Here is a 19,813-nt window from a genome sequence, read left to right as displayed (position 1 = left end):
CGATGTGCTGGCATCGATTGGCAATGGTGCCGTGGTCAGGGCCAGCGCCGGTGACGTCAGCGTGCATGCCTCGGTGGCGCCGATCATGATCAACGTGGCCGGCGCGGCGGCTGGTGCCGGCTCCGTCGGTCTTGCCGGCGCCTCGGCGACCAACGACATGGCGTCGGCGCTGAGCGCGAGCATCCTCGGGGCGAGCACCGAGGTAACGGCGGGTGGGCGCGTCGACGTCAAGGCCGAGCTGATTCGGATCACCGATGTGCCTTTGGTCAAGGTCGATGACAGCCTGATACCGCCAGAAGACTCAGACGAGAATCGCCCGGCGACGCCCGGGCAGGGTGACCAGGTCTGGAGCTTTGCCTTGGCCGGTGCCGGTGCCGGCAAGGTGGCGGTGGCCGGGGCGCTGTCGCTCAACTGGCTGCGCGGCAGCGTCACGGCGGTGATCGACCAGGCCACGGTCTCGGCGACGGGAGACATTGCCCTGTCGGCCAGCGATGATCTCGGCCTCAATGCCTTTACCGTGGCGGGGTCCGGTGCCGGGGCCTTCGCCCTGGCCGGTTACCTGGCCTACAACTATATCGGCGGTGATCCGGACGACCCCACCAGCGACAGCGCCAACCGTATCCACGCGCTGATCAAGGGCGGCGCCAGCGTGGCGTCCAGCGACGGCAAGGTCAGCCTTTCAGCGGTCTCATCCTCGAGCATCAGCGCCTACTCCCTGGGTGGTGCCGTGGCCGGTTTCGCCGCACTCAGCGGTACCACCTCGCTCAATTTCACCCGCAAGGACGTGGTCGCCGATATTCGCGACAGCGCCACCGAGGTGAGTGGCGCCGGCGGCATCGCGGTAAGCGCCAGCGACACCAGCGCGATCTCGGCGGCCAGTGCCCAGGTCAACGTGGCGGTCAAGGGTGGTGCGGCCGGTCTTTCGGTGGCCTACCTGGACATCGATAACAGCATCCTGGCCGGTAGCCAGGGCGCCACGCTCGACTCGAGCGGCGGCGATATCGCCATTGATGCCCGCTCGCGCTCCACCAACCTGATCGTGATAGCCGGTGTCAGCTACGGCACCTTCGGCGCAGGTGCCGGCAACGCCGGCAGCTCGTTGATCAACAACACCAGCGTCGCGCGCATCGACGGCGGCAGCGTCGATGCCGCCGGCAACGTCAGCGTGGTCAGCGACAGCAAGGACGTCAGCACTATTACCCTGGGCACCGTCAGCGTGGGTGCGGTGGCGCTGGGCGGCGGTGTCGGGGTCGACCTGCTGGGCAGCACCTCTGAAGCCTGGATCGGTGGTGGTGCGCGCGTCAGCGCCGGCGCCGGCGGTGCGGCCGTATCGGTGCGCGATGACTGGAACAATGGCTGGACGACAGACAGCCACAAGGGTGTGGTGGTGCTGGCCACCAGCGAGGTGTCCTTCACCAGCGTGGCGGTGACCGCGGCGGGCGCCGCCGGCAATGCCCTGGCGGCCAATGTGGTGGTGGATGGTGTCACCGGCGCGACCCGCGCCTACATCGACAAGGCGCGCATCGACAGCACCGCCGACGTGGTGGTACGGGCCCTGCATCGTGGCGACGCCGACAGTGGCGGTGGCGCGGCGGCGGTCAGTGGGGGCAGCTCCGGCGCCGCTGGTGTCGATGTCACCCTTTTCCAGCACAAGACCGAGGCCTTCATCAGCGGTGACGGCTTCGACCACTCGGCTGAAAGCGACGGCCTGATGGTCAAGGCTGGCGGCGACGTGGCGGTGGAGGCCCGCGCCGACGTGAGCTTCCTGTCCACGGTGATGGGGGCGGCGGTGGGCCTCAACGGCGTCGCCGGTGCGGGATCGGCCAGCGTGGTCGATCTGTCGCTTGAGACCCTGGCCTATCTCAAGGACGTGGAGGTCGCCGGCACCAACGTGGCGGTACGTGCCGACAACGACGTGGACGGCCGCTTTATCGTCGGTGCGGTGGCCGGTGGCTCCGTCGGCTTTGGCGCCTCGCTGGCGCTGGGGTTGCTCAACCCCGAGGCACGAGTGTCGCTGGACAAGGCAATAGTGACTGCCAGCAATGATATCGCGGTGTCGGCAAGCCAGCGCCTGGATCTGGGCATCACCGTAGCCACCGCCGGTGGCGGTGCGGTCGGTGTGGCCGGCGCGGTATCGGTGATGACGGCGGATTCGGTGACGCAGGTGCTGGTGTCCGGCGATAGCGAACTGAACGCCGGCAATGACGTGCTGCTCGAGGCATCCACCACCACCCTGGTCAATGAGCGCAGTGGCCTGGCCGGCTATCTGCAGGGGGTCGGCGCTGCCGCCGTCGGCGCGGCGGGCTTCGGTGCTTCGGTGGACGTCATGGTGCTGCGCGAGCAGACCCGTGTCAGTGTGGCGGATGGTGCGCAGATCATCGCGGGGGGCGATGTGACCGCCGAGGCCAGGCTGTCGCGTACCCTCAACTCCACGGTGATCGCCTTTGCTGGCTCCGGCTCTTTGAGCCTCAGTGGCGCCATCTCGGTGATCAGTCTGGGCAAGGGGCTGAGTGAGGAGAGCTTCGAGCGGGTCGAGGACCTGCAAGACCTGGTGAGCGATACCTTCGCCGGCTTCCAGAGCGGCGAGTTCGCCATGAAGGCCGAGGCCGAAGACTCTGATTCCGGCACCGATACGCCGCTGGACAGCGACGAGCAGGCGGCGTTCGACGGTGACTTCGATCGTCCCGACGATGCCGGAAACCACAACAAGGCCAACCGCACCTCGACCAACAGCGCCCTGAGCACCCTGACCGGTGGTCTCTCGGGTGACAAGCTGTTCGACGTCAAGTCGCCTCTGAAGGTAGGTGACACCGCCGCGACCCTGGGACGTGGCGTGGTGATTACCGCCGGCGGGGACGTCAGCGTCAAGGCCAGCGAAGCCCTCAAGGTGCAGACCCTGACCGGCTCCGGTGCGGTCAGCGGTGTTGCCAGTGTCGGCCTGTCGGTGGGGGTGGTCGAGCTCAACGGGGCGGTGACCGCCCAGGTGGGCCGCGGCTCGACCCTGGATGCGGCGGACACCATCGAGGTGGCGAGCGACTACGACGGTGACGTGTCGATCAGCGCCTATGGCGGTTCGGCGGCACCCAGCATCGCGGTGGGTGGCCAGGTGGCCATCCTGCTGGATCGCACCCAGCAGCTTGCCTCGCTGGAAGGCGCCACGAGCGCCGCTGGCGGCACCCTGATCAAGGCGGCGGATCGCGTCGATATTATGGCCAGCGCCGATCGCGACTATTCACTGAGGGCTGCAGGTGGGGCCATCGGCCTGGTGGCCGCAGGCGTGTCGGTGGGCACCGTCGAGATCAGCGGTGCGACGAGGGCCTGGGTCGGCGAGCATACCAGGGTGGGCGAGAACCAGAGCGTCGGTTCGCTGAACGTCTCGGCCACGAGTATCGATCGGGTCGCGCTGGAGGTGGTGGCGGTGGCCGCCGGGATGGCCGGCGGCAGCGCCAACGTGGCCCTGGTGACCCTGTCCCAGGAGGTGCAGGCGTGGATCGGTGACGGCGCGCGGATCTCGTTGTCTGACGCCCTGAGCATCAACGCCAGCCTGACGCCTGCGGTACAGATCAAGACCCTGGGGGTATCGGTGGCGGCGGGCGTCGGCATCGGCGTCTCGGTGGTCGAAGGAGAGCTCAAGGCCAAGGTGCTGGCGCGGGTCGGCACGCCTGACTCCAGCGCGGCCCATGATATCCGCATCACCGCCGGGTCCATGGACGTTGCCGCGTCCCTGAATACCCTGGCGAATGGCAACAGCCTGAGCGGTGAGGCCCTGGGTTCCGCCGGGGGGGCGCTGTTGGGCGTCGATGCGACCCTGGTGACGCTCAAGGACAGCACTGAGGTGGTGGCAGAGATCGCCGACACCTCCCTGGAGGACGGCAGCGGCAGCAGCCTGCGCGAGAGCACCAATCTTGCCATCGCCGGGCGGCTGGACGTCACCAGCGACCTGATCTCGCGCCTCTCTGGCAAGTCCAGCAGCATCGTCGGCGGCCTGGTGGCGGCGGGGGCTGCCAAGGTTACCGTCGAACAGCGGACCGTCAGTCGCGCACGCATCGGCAGCGGCAATGGCATCCTCGCCGGAGACGCCAGCGTCCGTGCGAACGGGCAGCTGGAAGCGACCCTCGACGCCCTGGCCGGCAGTGGCGGTGTGGCCGCCGGCGCCGGCGCCGCCACCCACGTCACCCAGCATGCCACCACCGAAGCGCTGATCGGCGCCGCCGAACTGCTGCTGGTGAAGGCTGCCGGCAACAGCGGCCTGCTGACCGTGCACGCCGATCAGAGCTTCGACGTCGACGCCCGCATCATGAGTGTCTCCGGGGGCGTGTTCGCCGGAAGCGGCGCCGAGTCGCGCTACTGGATTACCGCCAATACCCTGGCCGAGGTCGGTGACAAGGCGCTGGTCAAGGCTGCGGCGATCGACGTATTCAGCGATACCCGGCTGGACAAGCAGCGTCTGGCAGGCACCGACGATGGCAATATCCGTGGGGTGGCCGGTGGTGCGGTGGCCGGCGCCGGCGCCTCCAGCGTCGCCCGTCTCGATCTGAATACCCGAGTGGTGGTCGGCGAAGATGCCTACCTGCACACCAGTGACGGTGATCTTCGCCTGGCGGCGAAGAACCAGGTGGTGTTCAAGGAGAAGGTCAACCTGACCGCCGGCGGCCTGGCCTCCGGCGCCGGTATCACGGTGGACATCCTGACCACCAATCTGGCCGCCAGCGTCGAGATCAAGAGCAACGCCGAGCTGGTCAGCCAGGGCGAACTGCTGATGTCGGCCCGTGGCGGCGGCGACCTGGCGGCGACCCTGCTGATGGATACCTATGGCGCGGCCACCGTCGGGGTGGGCAGCGCCAAGGTGGTGGTGACTCCGGACAACAGGGTCACCGTGCGCGGTGGTGCCAAGGTGTCCGCGCTTGGCAATATCGATATCGTGGCCGGTGGCAGTGCCCAGGGCGAGCGTGATCGCTACGCGGTCAGCGCGGTGCTCGACAGCTTTGCCGGCAGCATCATTCCGATCGATGACCTCAACGCCCTGGCCAAGATGGACCAGACCAACCGCATCGAGGTGGCAAGCGGGGCCGAGGTCATCGGTGCGCGGGATATCCTGCTGTTTACCGAGCGCTTTGGCTTCAGCGACATGGAGGCGCGGGCCAAGGGCGTCAACTGGCTGTCGGCGGTGGGCAGTGCCATCGACGCAGCCCTCGGCAGCGGCGGCGCTCAACTGGTGGACGGCGATGTCGAGACCGACGCCGACGCCGACGTGATCATCGACGGCCGGGTGGAAACCGGCCTTGGGCGCCACAAGACGCTGGTGCTCGGGGTGATCGATGTAACGCAGGAACAGCAAGACATCGCGGATCTCAATTCGCGCATCAATGCCCTCGCAGAAGCGCTCAACAGCACCAGCCTGACCCCTGCCGAGCGCACCCAGAAAGAAGCCGAAATGGCAGCCCTCGAGGACCAGTTAGCGGCCAAGGTGGCCAATAGTGGCAACTATATCGTGGCTGAATCCGGCCACGACGATATTGGTTTCGCGGTGAGCGTCACTCCGGGTCAGAGCGGACTGGTCGACGAGCTTCAACGCATTCGCGAGGCATACAACGTCTATCGCAACTCCGGCAATACCCGGCTGGTCGACTTCTACCAGGGCGAGATCGCGCGCCTCGAGCAGGCCCTGGTCGATGAAGGCTATGGCGAGAAGGTCAATGGCCAGCTGATCGTCAGTCGGGTGGACGAATTGACCATCACCCTGGATGACGTCTGGGCCCAGGCGGGGGCGGTCTACGTCTACGCCGACGACTTGAGCGGCGGCGGCGATGTCGAGGCGCCCACCGACGCCAGCATCACCATCCTCAACAAGGCGCCCTCGCGTATGGTACTGGGCGATATCGAGATTCCCCAGGTTACCGGGGGGCTTTACCTGAACCTGACCCAGGTGGCTTCCAGCGCCGAGATCGACGCCATCAACGCGAGCGAGAGCGCCGGCTTGTCGGTGGAGGGGGACCCTGGCGCCCAGAATGGCCAGCCGCGCATCACCGTGGTCAACAGCTACGGTGTTGCCTTCGATGAAAACGACGCCAACCAGAAGAAGATCCGCGACGTGCTGATGGGGGCGCTTGGCTACAGCGACGCGGAGTCGCTCTACGATCGTCGCTCCTTCGACACCGCTCCGCCCTCGAGCCTGGTGTTCGGTGGGCTGACCCGCAATATTTCCGGCGAGCTGATTGGCTACGCCAAGGGATCCATCTCGGTGGAAAACGAGATGCGCGCTGAAAGCATCCTGTTGAGCTCGCCGGGCGAGCTGACGATCAAGGGGCTGTCACAGTTCAACCCCGGGGGTAACGCGGATGCCGCGGCGGTGCGAGCCGATGGCGACGATGGCGCAGGGGCGCTGGACGCCGATGCGCTGTCCGCGATCGCCAACAGCGCGAGCGCGAGCCCACAAGTGGAGGCGCGCAGCATCGTCATCGATGCCGAATATGTCAACTTGAACGGCTATATTCGTGCCGGCGTCGACGGCTACGACCTGACCATCGGCGCCGCCGATGCCCAGCGTATCGCCGACCACATCCGCAGCGGCTCCAGCGGTAGCCTGACGCTGTCGGCGTCCTCCGGCGACGCCCTGGTGATCTTCAATGGCCATACTCGCCAGATCGAGGTCACCGGCCTTGCCATCAGCGGCGGCAAGCTGGATATCACCGGTCACATCGCCAATACCGGCAACGGCAAGCTTGAGGTGCTGGGGGGCTATGGTGCGATCAATATCACCAACAACACTTCCTACACCCTGGCGGTGGGGGATCTCGACGTCAGCCGTCATGGCGAGGGCTATCTACGGATCGCCGACAAGTACAAGGGCTCCAGTACCAATCCCCTGGTGACCGAGTATCGCTACGACTTCGCCGATCCTGGCAAGACCTACACCTATACGCCGGACAGTGATGTGCGCTACGGCTTCAGCGTGGTCCAGGACAGCTCCAAGCGGCGTTATGCTCAGACCGCCTCCAGCGCCTGGGCGGGAATCGACGCCTTTGCCGCCGACCCGGATACCCTGAACTGGGGCGAATCCGAGATATCGCCTGGGCGCCTGCAGGATTCGCTGTCCTACTTCTATACCAGCAGCGAGACCGGTTATCAGTACAACAAGAGCGAGGTCAACGCCAGCGAGTGGACCGATCCGCAGCTCGTCGACAAGTGGTCGACCAGCACCTGGTATGGCAAGAAGACCCACTACGCCAAGTTCGTCCAGGAACAGTCGAGTCAGATCCTGCACACCCACTCGGTGGCCGCCAACAAGTCGGTGGATATCAGCTTCTTCGGCCAGGCTACGGGTTCGATCAATATCGATTCGGTGGGCGACGTGGTGGTGCTCGGGGATCTGGCCAACTATAACGGCGAGACACGCATCGACAGCGATGGCCAGATTCTTCACTACAATGACCCGACCCGTGATGTGCGGGTCTCCGGCGCCAGCGTGGTATTGCGCGCAGCGGACGGTATCGGTGACGGTTCGGCGTTGAAGCTCCTGTCCATCGAGGGCGCTGGCGGCGCTGCGGCGATGACCATGACGGTGGACGCCGTGACCGAGCGTGGTCCGCTGAATCTGGCGCACGAAAACGCTGACCTGATCGTGCTACGCGCCCACAGCGGTTGGGGCGACGTCAGCCTGTCTGCCGAGGGCTCGCTCAAGGCGGGCAGTGCCCTTGGCGGTGTCCACGTCAAGGGCAACAACCTGAGTCTGGCGGCCGGCGATGCGATCGGCTCCTTGGCCGCACCCCTGACCCTGGCCCAGCACGCCGATGGCCGCCTCAATGCCCTGGCCGGTGGCGATATTGCCATCGATCAGCTCAGCGGGGACCTGGGGATCGAACGGGTCGAAAGCCGCCTGGGCGATGTCTGGGTGCGTGCCGCGGGGGATCTGCTCGACCGCAATGACGCCGCCACGGTCGATGAGCGTACGGTGGAGCAATTGCGTGACGGCGTCTGGTCACAGCTCAATCTGGTCGGCAGCGCCGCCGAGCAGAAGATTCAGGACGCCGAGGACGACCTGGCAACCCGCAAGACCCAGGAGTACAACACCTACTGGAACTACCGCCAGGCAACCTCCGATGACTGGATCGGCGGCTTGGCCGATGGCACCAGCTACAGTGTGCTCAGCGTCGACAGCGGGGCCATCCTGCTCGGTCTTGTGCGTCAGATCAGCGATGGTAGCGGCGGCACCCTGGAAGTACGTGACGAGCTGCGCCTCAGCGCGCCGGACATCGTCGCCGGTGATGCCCGCGTCGAGCATCGTTTCTATCGGGCCGATGGCAGCTACTTCACCATCGACAGTCTGACCGACCTCAGCGCAGAAGGGTTGATCCTGGCCTCCGGGGCTGGCGTGGCCCAGGGCAACACCTTGACCTACCGTCGTGTGGCGTTCTACGCCAGCGATCAGGTGATCAGGCTGTCCCAGGCGGAGCGTGACGCCTATCGTCAGCGTTTCGCCGACCAGGGTCTCGACGACGCCCAGATCGAGGCTCGCCTCACGGGCATCGAGTCCGATCGCACCGATATCTACCACGAGCTGCATGACGTCTACGGCAGTGCGACCGAGTACCAGGACGCAAGCTTCAAGGTCACCCTTAGCGCGGCAGAGAAGGAGCAGGTGCGCGGCAGCATCAAGGTGTGGACCGAGCAGGAGCTGCTGTCGCTGATCGGCGCGGGCCTGTTGCAGGAAACCACCGATACTCGCACCGAGATTCAGGAACCCAACGTGATTGCCGGGGGCGATATCACCCTGATCGCCGGCGACAGTGTCGGTGTGGCCCGCGGACGCGAGCTGCTCGACATGTCAGGTGGGCTGACCGGGCTCTCCGACGAGCAGCGGGTACTGCTGTCCGCCGCCGAACGGGCCGATGTCACCTACCTCAAGCAGGCGCCACATAGCGCCGTGGTGGACTTCCTTGATATCCAGCGCGACCAGGGTGTGACCACGGTCAAGCTGGTGCGCACCGACGGGCAGAGTTGGGATACCAGCGTGTTCAAGGTGGGCGAGGCCGTCGATCTTGCCGGCAAGTCGCTCAATGTGACCGAGAATGGACGCTACTACACCGTGACCGCGATAAGCGGCGGCACGCTGGAGCTGTCCACCGCGCTGGAGGTGGTCGGCGAGCTTGGCGCCCAGGTGGAGCTGGCAACGGTGTTGCTGGACCCCCAGACCCAGGTCAGTAGCGGTGAGCAGTTGATTCGCTACATCTCGATCAACCTGATCGATGACTTCGCCATCGAAAACGCAGGCGATACCTTTATCACCGCCGCCAACTCGGCCTACGTGGTGTCGGAGACCGATATTCGCCTAGCCAAGCTGGTGGCCGGACAGGACGCCAGGGTCAAGGTGTCCGGATCGATCCTGGCGGCCACGTCCTCCGGTGCCGACCTGGTCATACGCACCTCGGATCTGGTGCTGGAAGCGGCCAGCGGGCAGATCGGTTCCGGCGCCAGTGCACCGCTCAAGCTGGCCCTGACCGATGCCGCCACCCTGACCGCACGCGCTCAGGGCGATATCTCGCTGCACGAGATCGAGGGGGATCTGGCGATCTCGACCCTGTTCACCGAGCGCGGCGATCTGTGGCTGAAGGCCGCGGGCAGCATCATCGACGGGCTGAACCACGACCTGCTCAAGGTGCTGGCCAACAATATCACCCTGATCGCCGGCGACAGCGTGGGCCAGGCGACCAACGCCATCGAGCTGGCCACGCGCGGCGATGGTGTCGTCACCGTCGATGCCGGCGAAGACGTCTACCTGGCGGCGGTGGATGGCAATCTCAGGGTCGGCCATATCAAGGGGGGAGAGCGGGTCGAACTCAGCGCGCTCAACTCCATCCTCGCGACCCATGCCGATGAATTCCGCGGCGACATCGAGGCGAAAACGCTGCAGCTCGAGACCGGCTTCGGCGGAGTCGGCGCCGCCGATCGCCTGCTGGCGCTGGTCACCGATGACACCGCGGGGCGCGTCGATATCGATAGCGCCGATTCCGTGTTCGTGCGCGAGGTGAAGGGTGATCTGCGGCTGGGAACCGTGCAGGCGGGGCCGGCGGGCTCCACCGATGCACTGGCGTTCGTGTTCTCGCAGGGCGCCATCTACAGCGCCCTGGGTGCCAACGAGACGTTCAACCTGTTGACCGCCGGGGTACGTCTGATCGCGGTCAAGGACGTGGGCACCAAGAGCAAGGTGCTGACCTCCCGTATCGGTACCCTGGAAGGCCAGTCCCGCGACGGCAAGGTCTACCTCAACAACACCGGACATCTGACCATCCATGGTCTGGGACTGACGGCCACCGGCGATATCGAGATAACCGCCAACAGTCCGATCACGGTGACCGAGGATATCGTTTCGGCTGATGGCGATATCGTGCTGACGGCCAGGGAAAACACCTCTGACGCCAATGACAACGAAGACTACCTGCACATCGAGGCAGGGGTGACGCTGGATGCCGGTCGCGACATCCTGATGACCGCGGGCGACGATCTGCTATTCAAGGCCAACGACATCATCGTGAAGGCCGCGCGCCATGTGGTGATGAAGGTCGACACGCCAGATGAAGACCAGCCCACCTTCCGTGATACGCCGGAGGCCAAGGTCGAATTGCGTGGTGACTGGACGGTTGCCGGTGATATCACTCTGGAAGGGGGTGACAAGCGCCAGACGGTACTGATCGCGGCGGGTGCAAGCCTGAAAGCCGACAGCATGAGCGTGGCGCTGGGCGCCGGCAATGATGCGCTGACCCAGCAGGGTAGCCTGGACATCGCCCAGCAACTCAACATTGCCGGCGGCGATGGTGACAATAGCGTCACTATCGAGGGTAATGTCGAGGCGGCGAGCCTGAGAATCGACGGCAACGCAGGCGTCGACAGCGTCACCTTCAACGGCACCCACCAGGCGGGCTCGCTGAGTCTGTCGCTAGGCGCCGGCGATAACGTGCTGTCCGTCAACAACTCACTGGACGTGACCAATGCCTTCGATGTGACGACCGAAGAGGGCGACGACCGCATCACCTTCGACGCCAGCATCCAGGCCGGCTCGCTCGCCATCGCCATGGGCGAGGGCGCCAACACCCTGAGCGTGACTCGAGACCTTACCGTTACCGCAGCGGCCAGTGTCACCGCCGGCGCTGGTGTGGACACCGTCACCTTCAATGGCACCCACCAGGCGGACTCGCTGAGTCTGTCGCTGGGCGCCGGCGATAACGTACTGAGCGTCAAAGACAGCCTGACGGTAACCAACGCCTTCGATGTGACGGCCGAAGAGGGCGATGATCGCATCACCTTCGACGCCAGCATCCAGGCAGGTTCTCTCTCCATCTCCATGGGCGAGGGCGCCAATACCCTGGACGTGACCCAAGATCTGACCGTCGATGGTCTGGCCGAAGTCACCACCGGCTCCGGCATCGACACCGTCACCTTCAACGGCACCCATCAGGCGGACTCGCTGAGTCTGTCGCTGGGCGCTGGCGATAACGTGCTGTCCGTCAAAGACAGCCTGAAGGTAACCAACGCCTTCGATGTCGAAACCACGGGTGGTGATGACTCCCTGACCTTCGACGCCAGCATCCAGGCCGGCTCGCTCGCCATCGCCATGGGCGAGGGTGCCAACACCCTGGACGTGACCCAAGACCTTACCGTTACCGCAGCGGCCAGTGTCACCGCCGGCTCTGGTGTGGACACCGTTACCTTCAATGGCACCCATCAGGCGGGCTCGCTGAGCCTAGCACTGGGCGCTGGCGATAACGTCCTGAGCGTCAAAGACAGCCTGACGGTCACCAACGCCTTTGATGGCACGACCGGAGAGGGCGATGACCGCATCACCTTCGACGCCAGCATCCAGGCCGGCTCGCTCTCCCTCGCCATGGGCGAGGGTGCCAACACCCTGGGCGTGACTCGAGACCTTACCGTCACCGCAGCGGCCAGTGTCATCGCTGGCACCGGCGTCGACACCGTTACCTTCAACGGCACCCATCAGGCGGGCTCGCTGAGTGTGTCGCTGGGCGCCGGGAATAACGTGCTGTCCGTCAACAACTCACTGGGCGTGACCGACGCCTTCGATGTGACGACCGAAGAGGGCGATGACTCCCTGACCTTCGACGCCAGCGTCCAGGCCGGCTCGCTCTCCATCGCCATGGGCGAGGGCGCCAACACCCAGGGCGTGACTCGAGACCTCACCGTCACCGCAGCGGCCAGTGTCACCGCCGGCTCCGGCGTCGACACCGTCACCTTCAACGGCACCCATCAGGTCGGCTCGCTGAGCCTGGCGCTGGGCGCCGGGAATAACGTGCTGAGCGTCAAAAACAGCCTGACGGTAACCGACGCCTTTGGTGTGACGACCGAAGAAGGCGATGACCGCTTCACCTTCGACGCCAGCATCCAGGCCGGCTCGCTCTCCCTCGCCATGGGCGAGGGTGCCAACACCCTGGACGTGACCCAAGACCTTACCGTCACCGCAGCGGCCAGTGTCACCGCCGGCTCCGGCGTCGACACCGTCACCTTCAACGGCACCCATCAGGCCGGCTCGCTGAGCCTGGCGCTGGGCGCCGGCGATAACGTGCTGTCCGTTAAAGACAGCCTGACGGTGACCAACGCCTTTGGTGTGACAACCGAAGAAGGCGATGACCGCATCACCTTCGACGCCAGTATCCAGGCCGGCTCGCTCTCCCTCGCCATGGGCGAGGGTGCCAACGCCCTAGACGTGACAGAAGACTTGACGGTCACCGCAGCGGCCAGTGTCACCGCCGGATCGGGTGTGGACACCGTCACCTTCAACGGCACCCATCAGGCGGGCTCGCTGAGTCTGGCGCTAGGCGCCGGGAATAACGTGCTGTCCGTCAACAACTCACTGGGCGTGACCAACGCCTTTGATGTGACGACCAGAGAGGGCGATGACCGCATCACCTTCGACGCCAGCATCCAGGCCGGCTCGCTCTCCCTCGCCATGGGCGAGGGCGCCAATACCCTGGGCGTGACCGAAGACCTGACCGTCACCACCGCGGCCAAGGTCACCTCTGGTGCCGGTACCGATACTGTTACCTTCAATGGCGATCACCGGGCCGACACCTTGTCGGTAGACAGCGGGGATGGCGACGATCTGGTGTCCTTTCTGGGCCAATGGCAGTTTGCCGACAGCCTGACGGTGGTGACCCGGGCGGGAGACGATCGTCTGCTCTTCGATGGCCGGCATCGCGCAGGGTCAATCGCCGTCGATCTGGGAGACGACAACGATATTCTGCATGTGCACGGCGATATCGCGGTGACCAACAACATGGGCTTCCGGGGTGGCAGCGGCAACGACGACATGTTGATCCATGCCGATACCCTGGTGGGCGCCATGCTGGTGGCCGGCGACGGCGGCAAGGATCGTCTGACCGTGGTGGAGCTCAATGATCGCCAGGCGCTGTTGACCCTGGATGGTGGTTCCGGCAGCGACGAGCACCGGATTGTCACGCGCCAAGCGGATCAGGGCGACTACCGCATTCGCGTTCTCGACAGCGGTGCCAGCAATGCCGGAGCGGACTCCCTGTTCATCGAAGGTCGTGGCTACGACAACTATGACGGCAGTATGGTCCGGGCCCGGACGACGGCGTCTACCACGGGCGATCTGTTCCTGGTCCGCGACAACTTCGTTGCGCGTCTGGCCGAGGCTGGCAGCGCCGTGGAGCGTATCGATGTGGGGGCCAGCATCAATGCCCGGGTGACCATCAATGGCCACGATGGCGCCGACCGCTTCGTGGTCGATGGCTCATCGACCGTGATGACGCTGGACGGAGGTCGCGGCGACGATCGCTTCGAGATTGGCCAGCAGTACGGCGAGCATCCGAACCCTGTAGGCACGGCCAGCGCTGGCGTCTACGCCTCGGGCGTCGTCGTGGGCGACGAGATCGCGGTGACCCGGGCTGGCGACGGCTTTGTCAGTCGAGGCAACGGCCAGGCAATGAGCGTGCTGGGGGGCCAGGGCAACGATCAGTATCAGGTCTACGCCACCCAGGCGCCTCTGGCACTTGATGGCGAAGACGGCTACGACAGTCTGAGTGCCTTCGGCAGCAGCGCCGAGGACAACTTCGTGATCACCGCGGGTGCCGTGTTTGGCGCTGGGCTCAATCTGTCCCATGACGATCTCGAGCGTGTGCGCGTCGAGGCCGGAGCGGGAGACGATCGGATTCAGGTGCTGAGCACCCGCGAAAGCGTACTGACTGAGGTCATCGGTGGTCTCGGCAGTGACCAGATCCAGGTGGCGGGGGACGTCAGCGGCGAGGTGAAGGCGATTGACGCCAGGGGTGCCAGCAGTCTGGTGGGCCATGGCACGGTGTCCGCTGACGAGGCCTACGCAAATCTTCTGGCCGAGGCGCTGACGGTGCAGGTGGCTAGCCCCGAGCACGGTGCCATCCTGGTCGAGCAGCCCGGTGGGGCGACGCGGGTGGTGGAAGGCGGCGACGCTGCCGCTTACTGGCTGTCGACGAACCTGCCGATCTCCGGTATAGCCGAGGGCAGCAGGGTGACGCTGACACTGTCTGCCAGCATGGCGTCGACTCAGGACCGTCACGCGGCGGGCGCGGCGTCGGCCGAGACGCTGCTTCTGTCACTCGACGCTCTGGGCGAGTTTACCCAGGCGATCACCGTGGACTTCGTGTTCACCGGGGGTAGCTGGTCACCGCGCCAGCAGATCTTCGTCAAGGCGCCGACCGATGGTCTGGCCGAAGGGACTCGACAGATGGCGATCAGCTATCTGGCCCAGGTCGAGACGCCCTCGTCGTCTCCGTTGCCCCAGGCGTTGGCCTCGCTGCTGGATCAGCCCATCGTCGATACCGAGATCACGGTATTCGATGCGACGCGCGGAGATGTGGTGGTGTCCACGGCCCAGGATCGACTCCAGGTGATCGAAGGCGAGGGTGCGTCGGCTCAGTCCGGCAGCCTCGAAGTGCGCCTGTCGGTGGCGCCCCAGTCCGGTGAGGTGATCACGGTCAGCGTGGATCTGTCGGCCTTCGGCGGTCGTCTGGTGGCAAAGCACGGCGCCACCCTGAGCTTCGATGCCTCCAACTGGGACAAGCCCCAGACGCTGGTGCTGGAGGCGCTCGGCAACACCGACATCGAAGACCGGATCGACGCCCAGCTGGGCTTCGATATCTCCAGCAATCTGGGGCAGGCCAGCTCGTTTGCCGAGCGCGCCACGAGCAAGGTCGACGTCAGCGTCCACGACGATGACAGCGCTGGGCTGGTGGTGGAGCAGTCGGATGGCGGTACCCGAGTCTCGACCCTGGGCGGCAGCGACAGCTACACGCTGAGGCTGACCAAGGCGCCGAGCGCTGAGGTCAGGGTCCATCTCAATAGCGATGGCCAGACCGAGTTCCCCCTGGGTGGGCGCATCGTGCTGGATACCCTGTTCGACGGTGAGCGTAGCGTGACGGTGCTGGCCGCGCAGGGAGCCGGGGCGATTCTGGTCCTGGAAGGTGGCGACTGGGCATCGCTGGGGGCCCAGACCGGGCGCTACCTGAGCCTGGAAGATGGCTCGGGATCGAGCATTGCCGGGCGTCTGCGGATCAACCACATCGATGCCCAGGGAAGGCTGCACCTGATGTCCGACGATACCCTGGGAAGCTGGGTCGGTGACAGCCTGACGCTGACCTCCGTCACCACACCTGCGGTGGTGTTCGACGCCAGCAACTGGGCCGACAAGGTGGCCGTCGAGGTGGTGGCGGAGACCCGATATCGGGCTCCGGTCGAGGCGGGCATGCAGTTTGTCACCGAACGGCGTCTGTCCGACATTCAGGGACCGCTGATCGTCGAAGGGGGCACTGTCGCCGATACGCCGGTGCCGTCTGTGCCGCTGATGCTGCCTTCTGAAGGTGTCAGCGCGCTGGCCGCCGAGACCTCCGGCACCGCGCATGAGGATAGCGACAGCCTGGTGCTGCACGTGGATGCCAGCGTGGCCGACCTGTCCGGTGTCATCGGTGCCGAGCGGATCGGCGGGCTCGGCATGGGTGAAGGCATGCTGTCCCAGGACAACGGTGTGGGCGGTACCATCGATACCGAGCGAGGGGTTCATTTCCACGGTGTCGAGGTCTTCGAGGCGCTGCTGGGCGCAGGCAATGATCAGCTTGCCATCGATGCCGATCCGGTGGCCTTCGACGGCGACTGGCAGGCACAGACGGTGGCGGGTGTTTCCCAGCTGAATCGTAGTGCCGGCAGCTGGTACGCCGATGGCTTCCGTGCTGGTGACAGCGTACTGGTCGGCGAACAGCGTCTGTTGATTCGCGACATCACCAGCGCCGGGGCGCTGGTGCTCGACGGAGTGGTGAGTGCCAGCAGTGGCCGTGTGATTCGTGAAATGCCGCTCAGTGTGGTCCACGGTGGCGGCGGTGATGACCACATCCGGGTGAGCGGTGGCTATCAGTGGCAGATGCCGCTGGTGGTGTTCGGCGATACCTCTCGCAGTGGCGAGCGCTACAGCGCCGTCGGCGGCCGGCCGACGCTGCTGGCTCAGCCGTTCCTGGAGGCCGGTGATAACCTGCTGGACGCCAGTCAGGCCATCGGTGGCGTGGTGCTGGTGGGTGGTGCCGGCGCGGATACGCTGATTGGCGGCCTCGGTGATGACCAGCTGTTTGGTGGATCCGGCGATGACCGTCTGAGTGATGAAAAGGGCGGTAACAACCATCTGTACGGTGATGGTGGCATCGACGTGGATGTTTCCCGACGCCTCAGTCTGGCCGATACGGTGATGACGGTGCATGCCAGCGCCGCAGCGATTGCCCATCCGACCGGAGATAGCCTCACAGCCGGTGATGACGTGCTGAGTACTGGGGGAGGCAACGACATCCTGCTGGGGGACCACGGCGTGATCCAGCTGGAGGCTCGCCCCGGAGAGGCGGGCCTGCGACTGCTCGATAGTCAGCGGGTGCTCGCGGTGGAAGGCGTCGACATGGCGTCGGGCGGCGATGACAGCTTGAGCGTCAGCGGTGGCGACAACCTGTTGATCGGTGGCAGTGGCAACGACGTCCTGAGCGGAGGCGGCGCTTCCGACTGGCTGATCGGTGACAACGCCAAGGTTACCTTAAAGGTGGTGAACGATCTGTCCAGTGGTGCCACGCTGGTGCTCAAGGACAGTATCCACGACGGAGGCGACCGACTGTTCGGCGGCGAGGGCAATGACTTGCTGCTGGGGGGGGGCGGGTCTGACGTGCTTTACGGTGGCAGCTTGACCAGCGGCGGTCGCAGCGGTGATGACCTGCTGGTGGGCGACTACGTCCGGCTGGACGTGGTGGGCACCCAGGTGCGTGAACTGGTCACGCTGCCAAGCGCCAATGGGGCAGCGGATCGTCTTGACGGTGGTGATGGTCGCAACGTCCTGATTGGCGGAGAAGGCAGTGACAGCCTCAGCACCGGTGGCAATGACAGCGTGACTGTCGCCTCGCCTGAGCGCAGTGCCAGCGTGGCGATCGGTGACCATGGTCTGCTTGAGTGGAACCCTGCGGGTGTCCTGGTCATTGCGACCTCCCGCCTGGCGTCCGATACTGCCGCCAGCGAGACGGCGGCTATGCTGAATACCCGCGGCGGGGACGACAGCATTCGCTTGAGCGGTGGCCACTCCGTGGTCATCGGTGGGGTGGGCAGTGACCTGATCGAGATCGTCAAGGCTGGCGACGGGGCGCGCCATGTGGTGCTGGCGGATCGCGGCACCCTGAGCTGGAGCGACGTCGGCGTTCTGGTCAACGGCGATAGTCTGACGCCCAACGTCGGCGGCGCCGATCGTGTGGCTGTCGAGTCGGGTTCGGTCACCGCTGTGGGCGGTGCCGGTGCGGACACCATCGAGATCAGCGCAGCATCGGTCGACGCCCGTCACCTGCTGTTTGGCGATAACGGTTCTCTGCGCCAGAGTGCCAGCGGAGTGTTGTTGAGCGCCGCCTCCAGTGCGACTGCCATCGGCGGCGACGACACCCTCGAGGTGAATGCCGGTTCGGTCACGGCCATCGGCGGCGCTGGCGATGATCGGATTTCGATCACCGCCGCCTCGGCCACCAGTCGTCACCAGTTGATCGGTGACAATGGGCGACTCCAGTGGGACGACACCTCGGTGTTGAGGACGATGACCAGTACCGCATCGGCGGTGGCGGGACAGGATCGCATCGGCGTCAATGCCGGTCGCAATGAGATCGTCGGTGGTGCGGGCAGCGATGCCATCACCACGGGTGATCAGACCAGCACGGTGCTTGCCGACCTCGGTCGCCTGGAGTGGAACGCAGCGGGACATCTGGTGAGCGCGCGTTCGTTGGCGCACGGTCACGGCGCGGCGGATAGCGTCAGTGTCGGCAGCGGCGGCAACCTGGTGATCGGCGCCGAAGGCGACGATGTCATCACCTCCGCCGCTGGTGCTGACAAGGTAGCGGGTGATCACGCCGAGGTACTGTTCGACGCCAATGGCGTGGTGACGTCCTTTGCGTCCCTTCATTTCGCCATCGGCGGGATAGATACCATCACTACCGGCAAAGGTGATGACTGGATCATCGGCGGGTTTGGTGGTGAACGCATCAGTGCCCTTGGCGGCGACAACGTGGTCATTGGGGACAATGGGTCGATCACCGCACAAGATGGTGTTCGCCAGGAGGTGAAGAGCCTCGATCGGCGCCAGGGCACCGGTGGGGATGACGTCATCCTGCTGGGAGTGGGCCGGGATCAGGCGATTGGCGGTGTCGGCGCCGATACCCTTGTCAACGCCGGCGGCGAGACCGTGGCCATCGCCGATGACGGCCGCATTCTCAGTGATACCACCGGCCGTTACCGCCTGGCGGAAACCGGCAATATTGCCCTGCGCAGCGACAATCACCTGATTGGCGGCATCGATCGCGATGTGCTGCTGGGTGGCGGCGGCCAGGACACGCTCGAGGGCGGTGCCGGTAACGATATTCTGATGGGCGATTTCGCTCGGGTGACTCGCGTGCCAGGGCTGATCACCATCGAGACCATCGACAACTTCGAAGGTAGCGACGACGTCATCCTGACCGGACTGGGCCACGATGTGGCGATGGGCGGCGCCGGCTTCGACGGCTTCGGTGGTGACTACGGCTTCGACATCCTGATCGGCGAATATGGCCGAGTACGGTTGAGTGTGGCCTCTGCCGGTTCGACGAGTGTGCCGGAGGTCGAGCGTGTCACCTCCATCGTGACCCTGGCTCAGGGCAAGCTGGATCTGGTGCGCGGTGCGCAGCAGAACCTCTACCGTGAGCAGGAGCCAGGCGGCCGCCTGGCCGCCTGGAGCTGGATGGATCGCACCGCGTTCGCCCTGGGCGAGGCGATGGTCTCGAACAACCGCCCGGCAGCGGTGGCTCCGAGTCAGGGACTCGAGGATCTACGTGGTGTTGTCGCTGGTTGGGCGGCCCACCATGACAGTCGCGGTGGCATCATCAGCGGCTTGCCGCTGTTCGCCGCTCCCCCGGCTGCCGGCAGCGTGCCAACGGCGCCAGACGCTGCGGAGGGTAGTGAGTCGCTCGAGGCGGTACCGTCGGTCGATGACGCAACCCTGGACCAGTCGCCACAGGCGGCAGGCTCACCGGCGTCGACCGAGGTATCGCCCAAGGTGTCGAGCGAGGCAGATGCGTCCGTTCCTGCCGAACAGCAAGGTGCCATGGGCAGTTCGGCACTGGGTGGCCTGGCAGCGGCGCTGGCCGGCGCTGGCTGGGGTGTCGCCCGAGCCATGACGTCGTCCACCGACCACACCGATAGACTCAAGACGCTTCGACGTGAACAGGCCGCCGAGCAATGGCGTCGGCTGCGCAAGGATGACGATGAGGAGACGTCTTGA

At 65.5% G+C, this 19,813-nt stretch carries 1 protein-coding gene (running past one end of the window); it reads left to right on the top strand.

Annotation, left to right across the window (positions count from 1 at the left end):
• On the top strand, positions 1-19,813 hold the 3' portion of the coding sequence (locus KUV74_RS00025; protein WP_222515317.1) for an LEPR-XLL domain-containing protein. The gene continues 8,804 nt to the left of window position 1, outside the view; the window shows 19,813 of its 28,617 coding nt (coding positions 8,805-28,617); its start codon lies beyond the left edge, outside the window; the stop codon is at positions 19,811-19,813.

The organism is Halomonas sp. DP1Y21-3, from assembly GCF_019801245.1.
GTDB lineage: Bacteria > Pseudomonadota > Gammaproteobacteria > Pseudomonadales > Halomonadaceae > Halomonas > Halomonas litopenaei.
Note: the sequence above shows the minus strand (reverse complement) of the source record. Positions and strands in the feature narration are given on the sequence as shown.